Source organism: Sphingorhabdus sp. Alg231-15, assembly GCF_900149705.1.
Classification (GTDB): Bacteria; Pseudomonadota; Alphaproteobacteria; order Sphingomonadales; family Sphingomonadaceae; genus Parasphingorhabdus.
In genome coordinates, this window is sequence record NZ_LT703001.1 from 2892681 (window position 1) to 2911938 (window position 19258).

The 19258-nt window shown below is 52.4% G+C and carries 16 protein-coding genes; 12 read left to right on the plus strand and 4 right to left on the minus strand.

The genetic code is table 11. The annotated features are described in order from the left end of the window. The first annotated feature begins 18 nt into the window (after nucleotides 1-18). From DG177_RS14170 to DG177_RS14195, 6 genes are all read left to right on the plus strand, one after another. On the plus strand, nucleotides 19-996 hold the full coding sequence (locus DG177_RS14170) for a FecR domain-containing protein (RefSeq protein WP_108812075.1): 978 nt from the start codon (nucleotides 19-21) through the stop codon (nucleotides 994-996). Continuing rightward, nucleotides 983-3418: a TonB-dependent receptor domain-containing protein gene (locus tag DG177_RS14175; protein ID WP_108812076.1), complete on the plus strand. Its 2436-nt coding sequence runs from the start codon at nucleotides 983-985 to the stop codon at nucleotides 3416-3418. Before DG177_RS14170 ends, DG177_RS14175 begins: the two co-directional genes overlap by 14 nt. 242 nt (nucleotides 3419-3660) lie before the next feature. Continuing rightward, the gene (locus DG177_RS14180; RefSeq protein ID WP_108812077.1) at nucleotides 3661-4164 is read left to right on the plus strand and encodes a hypothetical protein; all 504 of its coding nucleotides are present in this window, start codon (nucleotides 3661-3663) and stop codon (nucleotides 4162-4164) included. Nucleotides 4165-4254: 90 nt separating this feature from the next. Then, entirely contained in the window at nucleotides 4255-4626 is a 372-nt protein-coding gene (locus DG177_RS14185; protein ID WP_108812078.1) for a hypothetical protein, read from the plus strand. Between the two features lie 14 nt (nucleotides 4627-4640). Continuing rightward, entirely contained in the window at nucleotides 4641-5447 is an 807-nt protein-coding gene (locus DG177_RS14190) for a cysteine peptidase family C39 domain-containing protein (protein WP_108812079.1), read from the plus strand. Nucleotides 5448-5457: 10 nt separating this feature from the next. Next, the gene (locus DG177_RS14195) at nucleotides 5458-6054 is read left to right on the plus strand and encodes a hypothetical protein (RefSeq protein WP_108812080.1); all 597 of its coding nucleotides are present in this window, start codon (nucleotides 5458-5460) and stop codon (nucleotides 6052-6054) included. 384 nt (nucleotides 6055-6438) lie between these two features. Here DG177_RS14195 and DG177_RS14200 read toward each other — a convergent pair whose 3' ends face one another. Then, entirely contained in the window at nucleotides 6439-7986 is a 1548-nt protein-coding gene (locus tag DG177_RS14200; protein WP_337658860.1) for a transporter, read from the minus strand. A 35-nt stretch (nucleotides 7987-8021) separates the two neighbouring features. Next, nucleotides 8022-8738 (minus strand): helix-turn-helix domain-containing protein, encoded by a 717-nt coding sequence (locus DG177_RS14205; protein ID WP_108812082.1) that lies wholly within the window; start codon nucleotides 8736-8738, stop codon nucleotides 8022-8024. Nucleotides 8739-9272: 534 nt separating this feature from the next. On the opposite strand from DG177_RS14205, the gene DG177_RS14210 reads away from it, so the two are divergent. The 4 genes from DG177_RS14210 to sciP all read left to right on the plus strand — a co-directional run bounded on the left by DG177_RS14210 (nucleotide 9273) and on the right by sciP (nucleotide 14518). Continuing rightward, the gene (locus DG177_RS14210; RefSeq protein WP_108812083.1) at nucleotides 9273-9542 is read left to right on the plus strand and encodes a LuxR C-terminal-related transcriptional regulator; all 270 of its coding nucleotides are present in this window, start codon (nucleotides 9273-9275) and stop codon (nucleotides 9540-9542) included. A 129-nt stretch (nucleotides 9543-9671) separates the two neighbouring features. Next, nucleotides 9672-12800 (plus strand): glycoside hydrolase family 2 TIM barrel-domain containing protein, encoded by a 3129-nt coding sequence (locus DG177_RS14215; RefSeq protein ID WP_108812084.1) that lies wholly within the window; start codon nucleotides 9672-9674, stop codon nucleotides 12798-12800. Nucleotides 12801-12827: 27 nt separating this feature from the next. Beyond that, nucleotides 12828-14012: a serine hydrolase gene (locus tag DG177_RS14220; RefSeq protein ID WP_108812085.1), complete on the plus strand. Its 1185-nt coding sequence runs from the start codon at nucleotides 12828-12830 to the stop codon at nucleotides 14010-14012. A 215-nt stretch (nucleotides 14013-14227) separates the two neighbouring features. After that, nucleotides 14228-14518 (plus strand): CtrA inhibitor SciP, encoded by a 291-nt coding sequence (gene sciP / locus DG177_RS14225; protein WP_108812086.1) that lies wholly within the window; start codon nucleotides 14228-14230, stop codon nucleotides 14516-14518. 49 nt (nucleotides 14519-14567) lie between these two features. Here sciP and DG177_RS14230 read toward each other — a convergent pair whose 3' ends face one another. Beyond that, nucleotides 14568-15020 carry an Lrp/AsnC ligand binding domain-containing protein gene (locus tag DG177_RS14230; RefSeq protein ID WP_108812087.1) on the minus strand — a complete coding sequence of 151 codons (453 nt, stop codon included), beginning with the start codon at nucleotides 15018-15020 and terminating at the stop codon, nucleotides 14568-14570. Nucleotides 15021-15119: 99 nt separating this feature from the next. Here DG177_RS14230 and DG177_RS14235 point away from each other — a divergent pair, with 99 nt between their 5' ends. Further along, nucleotides 15120-16286 (plus strand): indoleamine 2,3-dioxygenase, encoded by a 1167-nt coding sequence (locus DG177_RS14235; protein ID WP_108812990.1) that lies wholly within the window; start codon nucleotides 15120-15122, stop codon nucleotides 16284-16286. A 28-nt stretch (nucleotides 16287-16314) separates the two neighbouring features. Here DG177_RS14235 and DG177_RS14240 read toward each other — a convergent pair whose 3' ends face one another. Further along, nucleotides 16315-17085: an NRDE family protein gene (locus DG177_RS14240; protein WP_337658862.1), complete on the minus strand. Its 771-nt coding sequence runs from the start codon at nucleotides 17083-17085 to the stop codon at nucleotides 16315-16317. Between the two features lie 144 nt (nucleotides 17086-17229). On the opposite strand from DG177_RS14240, the gene DG177_RS14245 reads away from it, so the two are divergent. Beyond that, complete coding sequence (locus DG177_RS14245) at nucleotides 17230-19254, plus strand: oxidoreductase (RefSeq protein ID WP_108812089.1); 2025 nt, start codon at nucleotides 17230-17232, stop codon at nucleotides 19252-19254. Nucleotides 19255-19258: the final 4 nt, after the last annotated feature.

The following is a 19258-nucleotide window of genomic DNA, read 5'->3' on the forward strand; positions in this document are numbered from 1 at the left end:
TGTATCAGGACAGATTATATGACTGAAGTGAATGATATGATCCGGCACCAGGCTATTGCCTGGGTGATCCGCACGCGGGATGCTGATTTTGCTGACTGGGAAGCCTTTACCCGTTGGCTGGAGGAAGATCCGCAACATAATATCGTTTATGAGCAGGCATTGAGTGCTGAGGATAGGTTTGTCGATCTGGCCAAAACGATCAATCGTGTACCGGATGATGGAAGCAAGGTCCCGCTACCAGCAAATGATACACTGGATTTGCCTGGATCCGTGACAAACCGCCGCCGCATGATGTTTGGCGCGTTGGCAGCGTCGTTGGTTGTTGCGGTCAGTGCAGGTATCTGGACACAAATGCCGCAACCCTATGATGTGGTAACTGGTCCTGGCGAGCGGCAAGTTGTTTCTCTGCCTGACGGCAGCCAGATAACAATCAACGGCGATTCAAGGATTACCCTTGATAACAAGAAACCACGCCATGCCGTGCTTGATCGCGGTGAGGCGCTGTTTACCGTCACACATAAGGATGGTGATCCGTTCATTGTCGATACCGGAAATGCTCGTCTCGTCGATGCCGGAACAGAGTTTAATGTGGTCAAAGATGATGAAACATTGGATGTTGCGGTGTCCGAAGGCTTGGTCATTTATAATCCTGCACGTGAAAATATTAGCCTGCCAGCCGGCAAGCGTCTCCATCGGGACACGACCATAAACAGGGTAACGGTTTCGAACATTGCGATTGGGCAGATCGGTACTTGGCGAACAGGGCGCCTCAGCTTTACTGGAGCAACGCTGGCACAAGTGACCGATGCACTTCAGCGCAATCTGGGGGTTAGTATTTCTGTAACGGAGGCGATTGCGGGGCAACCGTTTAGCGGCGTGATCCAGTTAAAGGATCGCGATCCAGAGAATTTGGAGCCTATTGCAGCTTTATTAGGCGTGAGTGTGGAAAAACAAGATAAGGGTTGGATTTTGACAGGGGACGATGCGGTACCATAATAGCATAGCGGCCGCTGTGCTGGGTGTCGCAATTGTTGCTCCTGCTCATGCCGAAAATCAGGTGGAGGTGGATATAGCCGCAGGTCGTCTCGACTCTGCGATTTTTGCGCTTGGTGAACAGGCCGGTATCAGCATCGGCCTTTCCGATCCGCAACTGGGTGCGGAACGGGTACCACCCGTTAAAGGCCGGATGACGTCTTATCAGGCGCTTATCCGTCTTCTCGCCGGTAGCCGCGCCAAACCGCAGCGTGTTGATGAACGCCACTGGCGTATCGTCCCGATGATCAAGCCGCCCAAGCGAACACGGATCGCCCGCCGCTTGGCTAGGTCAAGGCCAATAAAAGCACCGATTACTTATCCGGACATTGTGGTCACTGCACGACCCATCCGCAACGATTTCGCAATGGAGCCGAGTGGCAGTTTGCGGACACTAACACTGGACGAGATCGGCCCTGCAGCAGAGATACGGGGAACAGATGCGCTGATCGACACATTGCCGAGCATCAGCTCGACGCAGCTGGGTCCGGGGCGCAATCGGCTTTTCATCCGGGGTATTGCCGATTCCAGCTTTAACGGACCCAACCAGGCTGTGTCAGGACAATATCTAGGCGATGCTAGGTTAAACTATAATGCTCCAGATCCGGATTTGCGGTTGATCGATCTAAGCGCAATCGAGATCCATCAGGGACCGCAAGGAACGCGCTTTGGGGCAGGGACGTTGGGTGGTGTTATCCGCCTGATTCCCAATGCGGTCCGGCTAAATGAGTTTGGAGGAAAAGCTTCCATCGCGCTCGCTGCAACGCAAGACGGCGACCCGTCGGTTGATGCAAATGCGACCGTGAACCTACCGCTGGTTTCTGGATCGGTTGGTATCCGCGCGTCAGTCTATGGCGGCCGAAAGGGCGGCTATATTGATGACCGGCGACGTGATCTAGACGATGTCAATCGGGTAGACACAATAGGCGGACGCTTCATGCTGCGGGCGGATCCTGGTGCTGGTTGGTCGATTGATCTGATGGCGGCCGGACAGGAGATTGACGGCCGCGATGGTCAGTATTCCGATCGTCTTGGTGACAGCCTTGACCGCGCAGCTCCGTTTGCTCAACCCTATCGCAATCGATTTGCGCTAGGCCAGCTGAAAGTCCGAAAACAATGGGACAGTATGGAGTTGATGACGGCGGTCAATCTAGTCGACCAGAAAGTCTCGGAGACATTCGATCTGTCCCTGCCTGCCAATGAACCCTTTTATCCTGAATTGCTCGCCCTGTTCCGCCAGCGCGGTGACATCCGGCTGCTGACATCGGAAACTCGCCTGTCCCGGTCGCTGGATAACGGCGGACGATGGTTTTTGGGAACCAGCCTGATCAATAACCGCTATCGAATTCGGCGTGTAATCGAGAGCCGCTTTTTTACCACCAATATTGCGGGTATAGAAAATGAGGTGAGCGAGGTGACCGGTTTCGGTGAGCTTACCTGGCCGTTGTCCAAAAAGTTGACGGTGAATGTCGGCGGGCGAATAAGCCATGTATGGTTGCAGGGCAAGACTCTCGACGCGTCGACTCTTGTCAGGCGTTCAGAGCCTGAAGATGACGCAGAGCATAACCAAACTGCATTTCTGCCTTCAGTTGGAGTGTATTACCAGTTGGCTGAACGGCTGACCGGTCATATCCGATATCAAGAGGGTTTTCGCGCCGGCGGTATTGCGGTCCGCGATGACATGGTTGAGCGGTTTCGCCATGATGATGTTGCTTCTATTGAAGGTGGGCTTAGCTATAGCAGTAGGGGTGAGACCGGTTTTGATGCATCTTTTACCGTTGCTCATACCCAGTGGAATGATATTCAGGCTGATCTCATTGATACCAATGGTCTACCAGTCACCGATAATATCGGCAGCGGGCGTATATGGACCGTTGATGCGGCTATGAACTGGCGGCCACTGCGTGGGCTTTTGATTGAGGCGAGCGCACTTTGGGCCGACAGCCGCCTTAATCAGCCAGCCGAGACTATCTTGGTCAATGAATCCGGAAGTGAGTTTGTAGGCGATGTTGCCGAAGGAACGGTGATTGTTGACAGCGACAACCTGCCCAATGTTGCCGATTTTTCCGGCAGACTGGGTGTCAGCTATTCTGCGCCACTATCCGACGACGAAACGATCTCGCTGGCCGCTTGGGCTCGTTATACCGGAGAGTCCCGGCTTGGCATTGGTCCGATACTGGGCGTGAAGCAGGGCGACTATATCGATACTGGGCTATCGGCAAGTCTTGACCTCGGCTCGCGTTCAATCTGGCTGGAGGCATCCAATTTATTCAATGCGTCCGGCAATCGCTTTGCGCTGGGCTCGCCGTTCACTTTGATCTTCGGTGAACAGATCACCCCGCTCCGTCCGCGCACAATTAGGATTGGTTTTGACGTTAAATTCTAGACATCCGATACGCGCTATCCAGATTCCAGGTGAACGTAGATCATTCGGCATTTGACAAAATCGGCCGGATTTGCGCCAAAAATCGAAAATTCTTCAGGCAATTGCCAAATCGCAACAAGCGAAATTGCGAATCGCCCTAACAAGGGGTTGTCGCATGAAGCGGCATATAACAGGGCCTCTTTACCCCCTTCCTTGTTTGATCAGGGAATGATGAGAAGCCTTAGACCCTAAGGAGAATACCGATGAAAATGACTAAAGTAATGGCGGCATCAGCTGCAGTGGTTGCTTTGGCCGTTGGCGCCCCTGCCATGGCTCAGCAAAACCAAAATAACGATGTCACAGACACCAACAACGGTGCTGTCGTTGTTAACGATCTGCTTGATGTATATCTGGCGGCAGACGCCAGCACGACAAATACGCTGGACGACATCAACAGCAATAACAACAACAACAACGATCTTGTTATCGCTACGCAAACGCTGACCGCATATAACACCAACTCTCAGATGGATGAACTCATCGATCTGGATGGTGAAGATGGTACACCGGCTCCAGTCGGTTATAACAGCGGCGACAACTATGTTCGCGGCAATGCCTTCGCAGCTTTTGCGGGTATCCTGAACCAATCATGGAATACCGGCGTCAACAACAACAACCAGGCTGCAACCAACATTGCGGCACAAGGCTCCATCAACTTCGGTGATGGTGCTGGTGAAGCGGCTGCCGGCGGCGGTGGCGGCGATTAATCGCCCACGCGATGAAGGGCGGGCCGGTTCCAGCCGATGGAACCGGCCCCTCCATCCCCCAAATCCGTATCCCTATCGGGAGTAAAGACGATGAAAAAGCATTTTTGGCTTCTTATGATAGCCCCACTGGCCATGTCCGCTTCCCACGCAAGCGCACAGGTCACGGATCAAGGCGCAGCGCCCCAGGCACCCGCGACGACCGCGCAGCCGTCTGCATCCCCCCTGATGTCGTTAGACGAGCTCGATGAGCTACGCGGCGGCACACAGATAGCAATTAACGAACAGACCTTTAACTCGGACAATACCGGCAATACGATCAACGGTGATTTCACCGCCGGTGATGTCAACTTGTCGGATAACTCCCTGTCCAGTTTTAACGGTCTTGGTAATATTGTGATCAACACCGGCGCTCAGTCGGCACTCCAGGCGGGCCTGGCCGTGACGATCAATATTACCGATTAGGTAAGGTATAGGCCATGACCCTCACTCCCCCCATCAAAAATGGCCTACGCCCAGCCTTTCCGCCCTTCAAGAGCGGCTTGAAATCTTTCTTGAAGGGCGGACTGCTGGCTCTTTCCGGCGCCACCCTGATTTATAGCTCCGCCGCACAATCCGAAGTCCGTTTGGCGCGAGAATCGACCGGTGGAGACTATTATGTCGGCGTAATGACCTGGTGGGATATCCCCTTTCGTTCGGTTGTTCGCCAACGCTATGATTTTAGCTGCGGGTCTGCAGCAGTCGCGACCTTGCTCACCTATCACTATGATCGACCAACAGTCGAGAGAACACCGTTTAAAGCGATGTGGGATCAGGGCGATAAAGAGGTCATAAAAAAAGTCGGCTTCTCGATGCTCGACATGCGCAACTATTTGCAATCCATCGGTTATCGTGCCGAGGGCTTCAAACTGAAGCCAGGACAACTTATTCAGGTCAAGCGGCCGGTCATCGTGCTTCTGGACATCGATGGTTTCAAACATTTCGTTGTGGTCAAGGGACAGACCGAAGATCAGGTGCTGGTCGGCGATTCTGTGCTTGGCATCAACAAATATTCTTACGAAGATTTCCATAAATACTGGAACGGAATCGCTTTGGCCATCGTCGATGGACCTATTACCAAACGACCTATCTACAATCTTGCCGGTGACTGGAATCCCTGGTCCACCGCTCCGACTGATCAGGTGTCCGAAACCGCAACGATCGGCAATTTAACCACCCACCTTCCCCCCCTGTACCAGATCACGCCAGAATTTCTTCTCGACGTGCGGGTTGGTACCGTCAGATGAGAGACAGACCATGAACTGCAGACGTAAATATTTCGCCACGGTCGCCTGCATCGCTTCCTTCACAGCGATGCTCATGCCCCAAATCGCCAAAGCCGACCCCACGGTGACGGCGGTTGATCTGCCCGCACTTGTTTCAGACGAAGATTTGGACAAGCTGCGTGGCGGGTTTGTCGTGTCTGGGCTAGGTATAAATTTCGGGGCTGATATCAGGACCTATGTCAATGGAGAGTTGCTTCTGCAGACGGTGCTGAACCTGAACGATGAGGGCGCGCATACCACCCAGACGGCTGCTGCCGGACTAAGCCCGGTTGATGTTTCTGCGCTCGAAAATGGGGTGTTGTCCAATGGCAATATCCGGATGAAGGTTGGCGATACACCGGTCTACTTGCTGAACAACGGCCAAACCGCAATTGTTCATGAGACCACCAATGGTGTCCAGAATATGCTGATCAATACCGCCAACGGCTTTGAGGCCGTGCAAGAAGTGGACGCAACGCTGAGTCTTTCTGGCTATGAAAATTTCAATAGCAATCTGATGATGGATCGACTGGGCAGCGCTCTCGATGATCTAGCGGGTCACGCCGCAATTGGGGCTCTGGGGAACTGATGGGGAATTGACCGGCCGCCAATCCTGCCGGTCCTAAACTGAAGCGCTGTGAGCCTTCACGCAGGTTCGCGGCGCTTTTTTTGCGGACCCGACAGATCCTTAATCCTAACCTGATCGACTGGTGCGAGGCCGTGATATCAGGACTGAAGAAGATGGGTGCGCGACAATTTGTCCTCAGCGCGTTATCTATGGAACGAGACTGACGACTATAATCCCAAAGCTCTTGATCGCGCGAAAGAACTGAGATGATCATCCACCTTTCGCAAAAGGATACTTGTAACTGTTGCTGCGTGGCCGGTAAAACGGGTTGCAAAAGGGCTCGGACACGGTGTGATTGTCGATGCTTCTTGCCCGTTTCGTCGGTCAACGCGGTCATTTGATAATCTAAAAGCGGAAGGGTATGCGCGCAACAATGCTGACGTCCGGGGCGTCCTCGGTCACGCCAAACTGGAAGCCGAGATTCATAGATTGCTTTTCACTGAGGCGATAGGACATGCCAAAGTTGAGTGATCCAACCTGAATATCATTACTCTCTTGCAATGTGTCGCCGAGCTGGGTTTTGGTCGAGAAAATATAGTTGTGGCGATATCCCAGCGAGAAAGAAAAGCGCGGGTTGAGTGCAAAGCCAAAACCGACGCTCGCGTTTATTGCATCACCCGGATCGACCTTTCCGACAAAAACATCGCCGACCACGCGATCGATATTGCGTTCAATATTCCACAAGTAGCCGGTGCCGCCGTAGATGACGACAGGGTCAGAGGGCAGCAGGAAGCTAATGCTGGGTTGTACGCCCCAGAAGCCCGATCCAGTGGCAAGTCCGGTAGCAACGCCAAATTCGTCGAACGGAATCTCATAGGGACTGGTGCCGGTATCGGTTTTGACGCGAAGGCCGGCGACCCAGATAGGACTTTGCGATTTGGGTCGGTTGAGTTGATAGCGTAGCGAAATTTCGGCGTCGCCTATCCCGGTTTCCTCTAGACCAACTTCCCGGGTAATCTGTTCATCGCGTTGCTGAACAACCTGAATTCTATCCTTACGATAGAGTAGGGGAACGCGGCCCTCGATCTCCAGCCTGTTGGTCAGACCGTAGCGCATGGCGAAAGTTCCGATGATGGTGTCGCGGTCCGCGTCGCTGGCTTCAATCGCTCCAATCTGGATACCCGGAATCAACTCGATTCCACGGAAGACCAACCGGTTGGTGGATGAGCGTGTATATTCAATGGAAGGATCAAGCACGAACTGTCCGCGTGGTGTCAGCACTCCTTGCCCTTCCGGCACGGCTTCAACCTTCTGTTCGATATTGTTCGCTTCCGGCGGAGCTTCGCCAACCGGGCCTTCCGGCATGGTCAGTTCATCATCCGGGCTCGTCCCGATTTGCACTGCGGCTGTCTCTACCCGGCTTCGCTGAATACCGGTACCGCGCATCTGCGAAAGGGCAAACGGTGTCTCCACGGGAGCAGCGGCGCGCACTAGTTGATTATGCAGCTCGAGCTGTTTGATCTTGTCATTTTGAGATTGGATCAGCGCGTTCTGGCTGGCGATCAGTTGCTTTTGCTCCGACAGTTCGGATTGTATCGCTTGCAAAGCAGCGGTGATATTAGTTGTTTCCTGATCCATAACTTTCGCTTGGGGCTTTTTTGTCGCCGGTTTGGGCATAGGAGCCGCCGCTTGCATTATCGGTGCGGGCGAAGGCTCCGCTGGTACTGTCGTCGGTTCTGCCGCTCGCGACTGACTTTTGGACTGCACGGCCTGTAATCGCGCCATGATTCTGGCCGACTCCGCTTCGGCTTCAGCAGCAGTAAAGCTTTGGGCCGGGCTGACATTTTCTTTTTCGATTGTTGACGGTGTCGCGGCATCCGCTGATCCACCAAACAATGCCGCAGCGGGAAGGGCGACTATATAGGCGAGGGGGTTTGATATTGTGCTGGTCATATTGAAGTCTCCAAGCATGCCAAGGCATGCAAATTTCAGGCAGCTGATAGTTCGCCAAGGCAAAGGCCGGCTGCGGGATGAATGTCGGTTTCGGGTTCGGCCGCCAAGCTGTCATGATATTCGCCGGCGATACTGCAAAGACCGGAGTTATCGGTAATGATGACCGAGTGTCGTCCGTCAATTTTGATCAACCCACGGCGGGCCAGGTCAGTAAATGTCCGGCTAACCGTGTGCACCGTGAGGCCAAGAAAATCAGCGATATCGCTGCGCGACATCGGGATCCGGATACAGGAATCACCATCGGCCTGTTGTTTCAGGCACAGCAGAAACGCCGCAAGCTTCTCAGTTGCGGTCCGGTGTCCCATGATGAACAGATAGCGCTGAGCCGTCGACATCGCACGAAACAGAATCGTAACGGCTTCGTCGAGTTGTTTTTTGGGCGTTGAGTCGTCGGTGATATCCCCGACTCTGTAACACCGAACCACGACGTCGGTAACGGCTTCAGCCGCCGTTCCATAGTTGCCGTAGTCGGCCCCGAAAACGTCGCCACTGAAGAAAAAACCGGTTAGGTGACGATGCCCGTCCATATGGAAACGACATGTGCGCACGGTTCCGTGCACCACTTCGTACCAACGACTGGCTCTTTGCCCTTCATCAAATATGAGTTGTCCTGCGCGAAACCGTAAGGTGGTAGAGCGCAAGTTCGAGTTTAGCCCCTGCATGATTGCAGGTGCGGTCATTAGCGATTGCATCCGTGCTGTCTCCTCTGGATTTTCAGCACGACCCTTTATTGTTCATTCCGTGACGATATTCCCAGAATATCATCGCGGCCTCAGATGCGACCTTTTGTTGTTTTGTGGTGATTATGTAGGGCAGGAGGGTGCAAATCGTCTATCCAGTGATTCGCTTGTTTGGAAAACCAAGTCATTCTGCCTGCGGGTTTTTACTAGGGGATTTTACCTACTAGATTGACAGACTGATGTAAATTACTGTAAATTCAGGCAGTTGGCATGGACGTTTTTGTCCTATCCCAAACCTGTAGTACACGAGTAAAAGATTAACTATCGCAGGACGACATAGTCACTGCGATGTCACAGTTAAGACGATTTGTTGGGGAGGGAACCACCAACAGTCAGATTAGGCGGCCCAACAGGCCGTTAAATGTTGTGCGCAGTGATAGCTCGCAGCGATGGTGTCGCTTGTGAGTACACGACCGAAACAAATGGGGGCATTTGTGATCGGCAAGTTTTTTTGGCTTGTCGGTATTTTAAAAGGTAGGCCTCGTGATGTTACAGCAAAAGAGTTTGACCAGCGGTCCAGTGCTCACGCTGAGAGAGCATGAGATATTGGAATTTATTGCTCAGGGCATGTCGACCAAAGAAGTGGCGCAGCATATTGATATAGCGCCGCGCACCGTGGATCGCCATGTCGAGAATGTACGTCTGAAATTGCGGGCGAAGAATCGCACACATATGGTCGCTTGCGCGGTTATGGAGGGTTTGCTGATGGTCGATATCGATGATCGGCAGCCCGTTGCCGAGACTGAAGCTCCATGACCGAAGGAGCCATGTATTTAGCGCTTGAGCGGGTTCGCCAGCTCTCACTATCCGCCAATTCGCATTCAGACTGATAAGTTCCACAATAGAGATATGTTGTTTCATGTTTTCTTGCTGTAGGCAGGAAGCATGCAGCTGAATTTCAATGATATAATGCAACCCGAACTGACGGAACTTAACCGTCTGCCGGCGCGGACATCCTTCACGTCTTTTGCGAATGCGGAAGCGGCAATGCACGCAGATAGGCAATCCGCGTTTAAACTGTCATTGGACGGCGAGTGGCAATTTTCTCTGGTAGGCAAGCCAACGGCTTCTCCTGATGGTTGGGAACAGCCCGCATATAATGACGACCATTGGCGCTCCATCATAGTTCCGGGCAGCTGGACCCGCCAAAATACAGACGATTTGCCACAATATACCAACGTGCAAATGCCTTTTGATTGTAGGGCTGCACCGCAAATACCAGATCAGAATCCCACAGGCCTCTATCGCACGCAATTTGATCTGCCGTCTGGCTGGCATGCGCGGGAGACAATTCTCCACATTGGCGGGTTCGAGAGTGTTGCGCTGGTCTGGTGCAACGGTGAGTTTGTGGGCATGGGCAAGGATTCGCGCTTGCCGAGTGAATTTGATCTGTCGCCTTACTTGAATGAGGGCGTCAACCTGATTGCAATCATGGTAATCAAATGGTCGGATGCCACATGGATCGAGGATCAAGACCACTGGTATCATGGCGGCCTGCACCGCTCGGTTCATATTGAGTCGCGTGGTGCGACACATATTGCAGATCAGAGTATCATTGCTGATTTTGATGCTGAAAGCGGTAAGGGACAACTTCATTGTTCCGTGAAGATTGATGGGTCGTCCTCTGGCTGGACTGTGCGCGGACAGCTTTTCGGGCCGAAGGGCGATCTTTTGATCACTCTGCCGGAAAGGGCAGTTGTTCAGTTTCCAGACGGCAATGTCTTCGAACAATATACCGCCGCCTATCAATTCGTCGAAACCCGAGCGATTTTGGAGGCGACCATTTCGGACGCTGAGCCATGGTCTGCGGAACGACCCGCATTATATCACCTGGCTACAGAGTTACTTGATGACCAGGGCAATATTGTCGAAGCCAATAAGATAGCTGTTGGGTTCCGCCGCGTCGAAGTTAAGGATCGCCGGTTGCTGGTTAACAACCAGCCGATTACCATCATTGGGGTGAATCGCCATGATCACCACCCTGAAACCGGGAAAACACTAACCGTCCAAGAAATGCGTGCCGAATTGCTTCTGATGCGCCGGCATAATATTAATGCAATCCGCACCGCCCACTATCCTAATGATCACCGCTTGCTTGATCTGTGTGATGAATTGGGTTTTTACGTTATCGATGAAGCCAATGTGGAATGCCATGCGCGCTGGCAGGCAGTATCCAATGATCCGCGTTATCAGAAAGCAATTATCGAACGCGTTATGCGTATGGTTCAGCGCGATCGCAATCATGCGAGCGTGATCGGCTGGTCCTTGGGCAATGAATCCGGTCTTGGTCCGGCTCATGATGCAGCCGCGGCGATGGTTCGGCGGATGGATGACACGCGTTTCTTGCACTATGAGGGCGCGATATTTCATCGGTTCCAGACGCTAATGGGTGACCCCACAGAAACGTCTCGCAATGCGCCCGATATGCGGGAGCGCATGACCACGGATTTGATCTGTCCAATGTATCCGTCGATTGAGTTTATTGTTGGTTGGGCAAAATGGGCCGAGGAAACCAAGCTGGATGACCGTCCAATGATTCTATGCGAATTTTCTCATGCAATGGGTAATTCCAATGGATCAATAGCGGACTATGTGGATGCGTTTTTTGAAGAACCCGCGCTGGGTGGCGGTTTCGTTTGGGAATGGCGCGATCATGGTTTTGCGGAAACCGATGCGCAAGGCCGGTTCTTCTGGGCCTATGGCGGCCATTTTGGGGATGATCCGAATGATGTCAATTTTTGCTGTGATGGGCTGGTTGGACCGGATTTGACACCGCATCCGGGACTGCGCGAATATCAGTGGGCGGCGCGCCCTGTGCGAGCGAACCTGGACGGCCGACAAGAGGTATGCTTTACCAATCGGCGTTCTTTTATCAGCACGGATGATCTTGAGCTAACTTGGTCGCTGCAGAAAAATGGAGTGATGGTGGAGAGCGGGACTCTGTTTCCAAATATTCCGGCTGGCGAAAGCGAAACCATATCTATTCCGTATAGGACCGAAATAGACACTGACGACGAGTGGCATCTGCTGACTCAGTGGCGACTGCGTGAAGCATCCGATTGGGTTGAAGCCGGGCATCTGTTGGCCTGGGATCAATTTGCTCTCGGAGACACAGCCATTCCTGAACCAGTCGATTTTCCGGCATTTAGTCTTTCCAGTAGCCTGCCGGTTACTGACTCTCTGCAATCTGGTCCGGTTGAGATTAGGTTTGATGAAAAAGGCAACATATCAACGGTGAATGTCGGTGATTGTATCGCAATTGAAGGCGATATTACCGCAAGCCTCTGGCGCGCACCGATGGACAATGATGGCGGTAAAATTGGTTGGCGCGAGGAACGTCCGAGTAAGCGCATGGAATGGGTGAACAACGGGCTTGATAACCTTGAGCTTGTCGCATCACCCCCTCAAGTCAAAGAGCAGGAAGACCAGACTCTGCTTTGTCTTAGCCGGGAAATGATTGGAACCGATGGTCAGAAAGCAACTCATCGCTCGCAGTGGACGTTGAATGCAGATGGCGCTCGTATTGATGAAGAGATTATAGTGCCGGACGCGTGGACCGATGTGCCTCGGATTGGAATTCGCTTCCCGGTTCCTGCAGAATTGGAGCAGTTGACCTGGTTGGGACTCGGTCCCGACGAATCTTATCCCGATAGGATTGGTGCGCAGACAGTCGGACGCTGGGAATCAAAAGTTGCCGATCAGTATCACGCCTATGTCCTGCCCCAGGAGCATGGTGCCCATGAACAGACGCGCTACTTCGTTCTCCAAGATAATAGCGGTAAGGGATTCTCCATTACTCTGCCCAATCTCAGTTTTTCCGCACGTCATCATCATGACTTAGATATGACCCGTGCAACAACCATCGCGGATCTGGTCCGCCAGGACAGCATAGAAGTGCATATTGATGCCGCTATGCGCGGTGTTGGCACAGGCGCTTGCGGTCCCGATGCGTTGCAGGAATATCGCGTAGGGCCGGGTACTTATGCTTTCCACTGGTTTATCAGGCCAGCCTAAAACCGCTTTCACAGGAGACTGATCAAGATGACAGCAAATATCGACGGCACGGCAGCAGAGAAGTTTGGACGTATTCGCGATGAATTTAATCGGAATTTTGCTGAGCGCGGAGAAGTAGGGGCGTCAGTCTGCATCAGTGTGAATGGCGAGCGTGTGGTTGATTTGTGGGGCGGTGTCGCTGATCCCAAGACTGACGTGCCATGGGAACGGGATACCATTTCAATTGTTTTCTCCTGCACAAAGGCCGCAACGGCCTTATGCGCCCATATGCTCGTCGATCGCGGACTGCTGGCACTCCATGCGCCGGTTGCCGAATATTGGCCTGAATTTGCCAAGAACGGAAAGGAAGCCACCACTGTCCAGATGATGCTGAACCACGAAAGTGCAGTCCCTGCCTTTCGTGATCCGGTTAAGCCAGGCGGTTTTCTGGACTGGGACTATATGATTAAACGCCTTGAAGACGAGGAAGCGTTTTGGGAGCCGGGAACCCGAAACGGTTATCACATGGTGAATTTCGGCTGGACCGTTGGTGAATTGGTCCGCCGGGTATCTGGCAAGTCACTGGGTCAGTTTTTTCGGGATGAAATCGCTGATCCTTTAGGTGCAGATTTCTGGATCGGCTTGCCCGACGACGTCACCCATCCGATTGCTCCCATCCTTCTGGCAACGCCTGATCCATCAGCAATGATGAGCGCTTTTACCAAAAAATTGCTCACGGACCCGAATTCAATTCAAGCGCTGTCTTTTTTGAACAATGGCGGCTGGAACCAAAATGATCCTGCCGCACATAAGGCGGAGATTGGCGGTGCCGGCGGCATGTCCAATGCACGCGGTCAAGTGGCTATGTATGAGCCGCTAGCCTTGGGTGGATCACATAAGGGTGTTAAGCTGGTGTCGCCCGAGCGGCTTGCCCACATGGGTGAGGTTTCCGTTGCAACCCAGATTGACGCGACATTGTTGGCGCCTACCCGTTTTGCCTCAGGTTTCATGAAGTCGATGGATAATCGCGCCCATCCGGGTGGTGATCAGATGTCAGCGGTTATTGGTAAGGCAGCATTTGGTCATGTCGGCGCCGGTGGATCCATCGGTTTTGCCGACCCGGACCATGGTTTGGCATTTGGATATACGATGAACCAGATGGGCATGGGACTATTGCTAAATCAACGCGGCCAATCTTTGGTAGATGCAACTTATGAGATTTTGCGCGGCTGATACTCTTAATTGAATTTGGTCGTCTGGAGGCAATTGCCTCACGGTCCGGTCCTTATCCATTGCGCGCAAAACGGCGCAAATGTTCAATCAGAAACGGGTTACGATTGACGCGATTCTGTTAACCTTAAACATTCCAAGTTGGTTTAGCTCCGCAAGGCATTTTCTGTTTGCGGGGTACGAACAAAGCGATGCCGAACGGCATGTAAGAGGTTATTATGATTGAGAACACACGTCCACGACCAGCTATTGTTATCGGCCCCTTAGGTGAAGCGATGACCAAAGATGATCTGCCATGCCCCATGACGACGAGATGGGTTGTGCGCCGTAAAGCCGAGGTCGTCGCTGCTGTTAATGGTGGGATGCTGACCACCGACGAGGCTTGCGACCGGTATAATCTGTCACTGGAGGAGTTTGTTTCCTGGCAACAGGCGATAGAGCGAGCTGGAATGCCGGGATTACGAGTCACCCATCTGCAGGAGCGCCGTGAACAGTATCAAAAAGCCTGACCGCCGATAGCCACAAAGACTCCCTCATCGACCGATAAGACGCCGCGTACTAGGCGCGCTTGTCGGTCGGAGAGCCCAGGCAAATATGCGATGTTATACTGCTGACTTGCGGCAGCGTCCCAAGTGTATCGGCATGAAATTTTTTATAGGCGGCAAGGTCCGATACTTCGACGCGCAGCAGATATTCAACCGATCCCGTAATGTTGTGACATTCGCGTACTTCTGATGCTTTCGCGACGGCTTGTTCAAATGCCTGCGCATCCTTTTTCAAATGCTCTGATAGTCCGACCATCACGAAAATAGTAATCGCAGCACCGCGAACCGCGGGGTTCAGTATCGCACGATAGCCTTTGATCAGACCATTGCGTTCCATATCTTGTACACGTCGCAAACATGCCGATGCGGACAGCCCGACTTTATTGGCCAGATCGCTATTGCTGATTCGGCCATCATGTTCGAGTTGGCGCAAGATATTGCGGCTTATATCGTCAATTTCCATCATATATTGCAAAGAATGATAGCATGGGGAGTATAAGGCAAGGAAATTGCGCCTATTTTGGGATATTATTGTGCAAATATCCTCAATCCAATGGAACATGAAATGGCGGCTAATCTCACGGACTACAATATAACCACAGATCGCGGATTTTTATCTAACTTCGATTCCGACAAGACCATTTTGCCGAATTCGCTTCAGTCGATCCGGGATGCTGCCATGGCGCTACCCCGTACAATTCTGTCCGGTCGGTTGCGTCAACATATTGAGGCACTGCCGTTTGTTGATTTGACGGATTTTTGTGCGTCTGGCAGCCTTGCTGAACGGCGGATGGCCATGGTTCACTATTCGTTTTTGGTTCAAGCCTATGTTTGGGGCGAAGCAAAACCACCCCAGCATCTACCCAAATGCCTTGCTCTACCAATCTGGCAACTCGGCGCCTCAATCGGGCAGCCCCCTTTACTTACCTATTCCAGCTATGTGCTCGACAATTGGGGACGAATTGATGCCGCTGGCCCGATTGACCTGTCCAATATATATATGATCCAGCCGTTTCTTGGTGGACAGGACGAAGCGTGGTTTGTCCTGATCCATGTGGCGATCGAGGCGAGGGCGGGAGAGATGTTGGCTACGCTGCCTGCGCTCATTCAGGCGTGCCGGGATCAGGATCTTGAGACATTGGAATCCGGTTTATCGGCGATGACCGCCGTTTGGGAAGACATGAACGATATTTTCGACCAGATGCCAGAGCGCTGCGATCCCTATGTCTATTTCCATCGGGTAAGACCCTGGATTCATGGATGGAAAGACAATCCAGCTCTCGGAAAGGGCTTGATCTACGAAGGTGTCGAAGAGACAAATGGGAAACCGCAAGCCTTTCGAGGGCAAACGGGATCGCAATCCTCAATCGTGCCATCAATGGATGCTTTTCTTGGCATCGATCATGCCGGCGATCCGCTTCGCGCCTATCTTGACCAGCTGCATATTTACCGGCCGCCCGAACATCGCAGATTCATCGATGATATTCGCATGAATAGTTTATTGCGGCCGTTCATCCAGTCGGTTGATTCCCCGGTGTTAAGCAGTCTTTATAATGCTTGTGTAGAGAACCTGACACGATTCCGGACCCGGCATCTCGAATATGCTGCAAGCTATATCAACAAGCAATCCAAGGGCGGCGCTGGCAATACATCCGATGTCGGAACAGGTGGAACGCCATTTATGAAATATCTCAAGAAACATCGCGATGAAGCGGCAGCCCATATGCTTTAGATTGGTGTCATGAGCTTAGGGAAAGGCCCTAGGTCGGCCATGCAAAAGAGATTGCAGTTTCGCCTGTCGATTCACCGGTATGATCAAAACGCCGTTCGATCGCAGTTCCCTGACCGTGGCTATCGACGGCTACCACAGTGCTGCAGCGCGTCCCATAGAGGGGGTTACGGATGAATATCGCCGAACCCCTTGGCTCCAGAGGTGTTCCGGTTCCGTTGTTTGTCAGTGTTTTTGGTTGGAATGTTGTCTCATCCAATAGTGTATCCAACAAATCCGCCGGATCACTAGATTCTCTCTCGATCCATTGAGCCAATGCAGCATTGAGATGCGCCGATTTGGGCCAAGGTCCGTCCAGTGGTCCATTAGACAAACCATGAATTCCAGGCGCAAGAACATTGCTGGCAGAGCCCGGTCGGTTGGAGTGAATAAACGCTTTGTCTCTGGCAACTGTGATCAGGTTAAATGGATTGAAATCGCCAAACTGACTGGAGGAGAGGTCAGGATAACGACCTTCACCGGACAAGAAATCCTTCAGAAGGTCACCACGCGAAATCAGATTTGCATCCGGTGTGCCATAGCCGCTGAGATTGGTGATAACGGCAAAGCGTCCCTGTTCCGAAAGGCCCAACCAGGTGCCACCAGCTAAAGTGTCTCGTCCGGCCAGCATATGGGTCGGCTTTTGCCACCGACCAAGCGCCTCGGCCGGCCGTGCGTGCATTTCATCTCGATTGCCAATGGCAATGAGTTTCCAGCGCGGATGCGCCTTCCAAGCGAAGGATACGATGCACATTGTGCCCATAATACCGACCGCAACAGGCTTGGCGACCAGTTTCTGGTGATTGGCAATTTAAGGGATCATCGGATTGGATTGAGCGATCCCGATCTTTTCCGGCTAACAGATAGGATAATAGGATATCGGTGAAATGGTATTAAAGAGAAGACTATGAAATATCCTAAGCTGCTTGAGCCACTCGACCTTGGCTTTACGACCATCAAAAATCGCTCGATCATGGGCTCCATGCACACTGGCCTGGAGGAAATGGATGGCGGGTTTGAACGCATGGCTGCCTATTTTGCCGAAAGAGCCGCCAATAATATCGGAATGATCATAACTGGCGGTATCGCACCCAACGAAGAATCTTCTCCGCACGGCGCCCGAATGTCCAACGAAGAAGAGGCCGCCAAACATCGCCTGGTGACAAATGCGGTTCATCAGGCAGATCCTGACGTGAAAATCTGTATGCAAATTTTGCACCCGGGGCCGCTCGCTAACAATCCTCAAATGGTCGCTCCGTCGGCTGTGAAATCAAGAATTGCCCGGCATGTTCCCAATGAACTCGACAAGGCGGGGATTCAAAAACAGATTGATGATCATGTCCAATGTGCTTTGATGGCACAAAAGGCGGGATATGATGGGGTAGAGATAATCGGTTCAGCCGGATATCTGATCTCCACTTTCTTGGTCCAGAAAACCAATCTGCGCGACGATGAATATGGCGGCTCATACGAAAATCGAATGCGTTTTGCGCTTGAAATTGTAGAGCAAACACGCGCTGCGGTTGGAGAGGACTTCATTCTCATTTTTCGAATCGCTGCGATGGATATGCTGGAAGGCGGTATGAGCTGGGATGAGATAATATCTCTTGGCAAAGCGCTGGAGAAAGCCGGTGTGACGATTATCTCGACCCATTTTACTTGGCATGAGAGTGCGGTACCAACCATTGCGACCATGGTACCCAGAGCCGCGTTTACGTCGGTGACGGGGCGGCTAAGAAAAGAAGTCAACGTGCCGGTTATTACATCGAACCGAATCAATATGCCGGATGTGGCGGAAGAGGTTCTTACGCGCGGGGATGCTGATCTGGTCTCCATGGCGCGCCCGCTTTTGGCTGACAGTGCATTTATGCGCAAAGCTATTGAAGGGCGTGAAGATGAGATCAATACTTGCATCGCCTGTAACCAGGCTTGTCTGGATCACACATTTTCAGGAAAACTGACGACATGTCTGGTAAACCCTCGGGCTTGTCATGAAACCATTTTGAACTATGACCCTGTCACAGATGCGAAGCGGATCGCGGTGGTTGGAGCGGGACCTGCGGGTCTGGCTTATGCTACGGTTGCTGCCGAGCGCGGACATCATGTCTCACTATTCGAAGCATCCTCCGAAATTGGTGGTCAGTTTAATCTGGCCAAGACGATTCCCGGCAAAGAGGAGTTTTACGAAACCATTCGCTATTATAACCGGATGATCGAACTGCATTCTATCGATCTTAGGCTTGAAACCAGGGCCGACGCAGAAACATTAAAGAAAGAAGGATTTGATCACGTCATTGTGTCCACAGGCATCAAGCCGCGAACCCCGGATATCGAGGGTATCAACCATCCTAAAGTCGTTAGCTATATCGACGTGATAACTGGCACAAAACCGGTCGGTCAGAAGGTCGCGATTATCGGTGCGGGCGGCATTGGCTTTGATGTGTGTGAACTGATTAGCCATGCTGGCCCATCAGGTGCAGTTGATCGCGAGGTGTTTGCTGCTGAATGGGGTGTTGATTTCCAAAACCATCCACGCGGTGGTGTGACCGGAGTGGAACCAAAGGTCTCGAAATCGGATCGAGAAATAACTCTTTTGCAGCGCAAGGAAAGTCGGGTCGGAGCCGGACTTGGTAAAACCACCGGCTGGACGCATCGGATCACGCTCACGCGGCGGGGAGTGGGCATGATGAACGGCGTTGAATATGTCAAAATCGACAATAACGGTTTGCACATCCTGCAAAATGGGCAGCCGCAACTGCTTGAGGTCGACACGATAATCATTTGTGCGGGGCAGGATCCCTTGCGTGAACTATATGATGAACTCAGCGCGGAAGGTTTGAAGGCTGAACTGGTTGGCGGCGCCTATGAGGCGATGGAGCTTGATGCAAAAGCAGCAATAAATCAGGCGACTTATATGGCCGCAGCCGTCTGAACGA

Bases quoted from the DNA above. Each gene is read 5' to 3' on its own strand.
- DG177_RS14215 (WP_108812084.1), top strand. From the start codon at position 9,672: ATGCAGCTGAATTTCAATGATATAATGCAACCCGAACTGACGGAACTT.
- DG177_RS14235 (WP_108812990.1), top strand. From the start codon at position 15,120: ATGGCGGCTAATCTCACGGACTACAATATAACCACAGATCGCGGATTT.
- DG177_RS14185 (WP_108812078.1), top strand. From the start codon at position 4,255: ATGAAAAAGCATTTTTGGCTTCTTATGATAGCCCCACTGGCCATGTCC.
- DG177_RS14200 (WP_337658860.1), bottom strand. From the start codon at position 7,986: ATGACCAGCACAATATCAAACCCCCTCGCCTATATAGTCGCCCTTCCC.
- DG177_RS14170 (WP_108812075.1), top strand. From the start codon at position 19: ATGACTGAAGTGAATGATATGATCCGGCACCAGGCTATTGCCTGGGTG.
- DG177_RS14190 (WP_108812079.1), top strand. From the start codon at position 4,641: ATGACCCTCACTCCCCCCATCAAAAATGGCCTACGCCCAGCCTTTCCG.
- DG177_RS14180 (WP_108812077.1), top strand. From the start codon at position 3,661: ATGAAAATGACTAAAGTAATGGCGGCATCAGCTGCAGTGGTTGCTTTG.
- DG177_RS14205 (WP_108812082.1), bottom strand. From the start codon at position 8,738: ATGCAATCGCTAATGACCGCACCTGCAATCATGCAGGGGCTAAACTCG.
- DG177_RS14175 (WP_108812076.1), top strand. From the start codon at position 983: ATGCGGTACCATAATAGCATAGCGGCCGCTGTGCTGGGTGTCGCAATT.
- sciP (WP_108812086.1), top strand. From the start codon at position 14,228: ATGATTGAGAACACACGTCCACGACCAGCTATTGTTATCGGCCCCTTA.
- DG177_RS14245 (WP_108812089.1), top strand. From the start codon at position 17,230: ATGAAATATCCTAAGCTGCTTGAGCCACTCGACCTTGGCTTTACGACC.
- DG177_RS14230 (WP_108812087.1), bottom strand. From the start codon at position 15,020: ATGATGGAAATTGACGATATAAGCCGCAATATCTTGCGCCAACTCGAA.
- DG177_RS14220 (WP_108812085.1), top strand. From the start codon at position 12,828: ATGACAGCAAATATCGACGGCACGGCAGCAGAGAAGTTTGGACGTATT.
- DG177_RS14195 (WP_108812080.1), top strand. From the start codon at position 5,458: ATGAACTGCAGACGTAAATATTTCGCCACGGTCGCCTGCATCGCTTCC.
- DG177_RS14240 (WP_337658862.1), bottom strand. From the start codon at position 17,085: ATGGGCACAATGTGCATCGTATCCTTCGCTTGGAAGGCGCATCCGCGC.
- DG177_RS14210 (WP_108812083.1), top strand. From the start codon at position 9,273: ATGTTACAGCAAAAGAGTTTGACCAGCGGTCCAGTGCTCACGCTGAGA.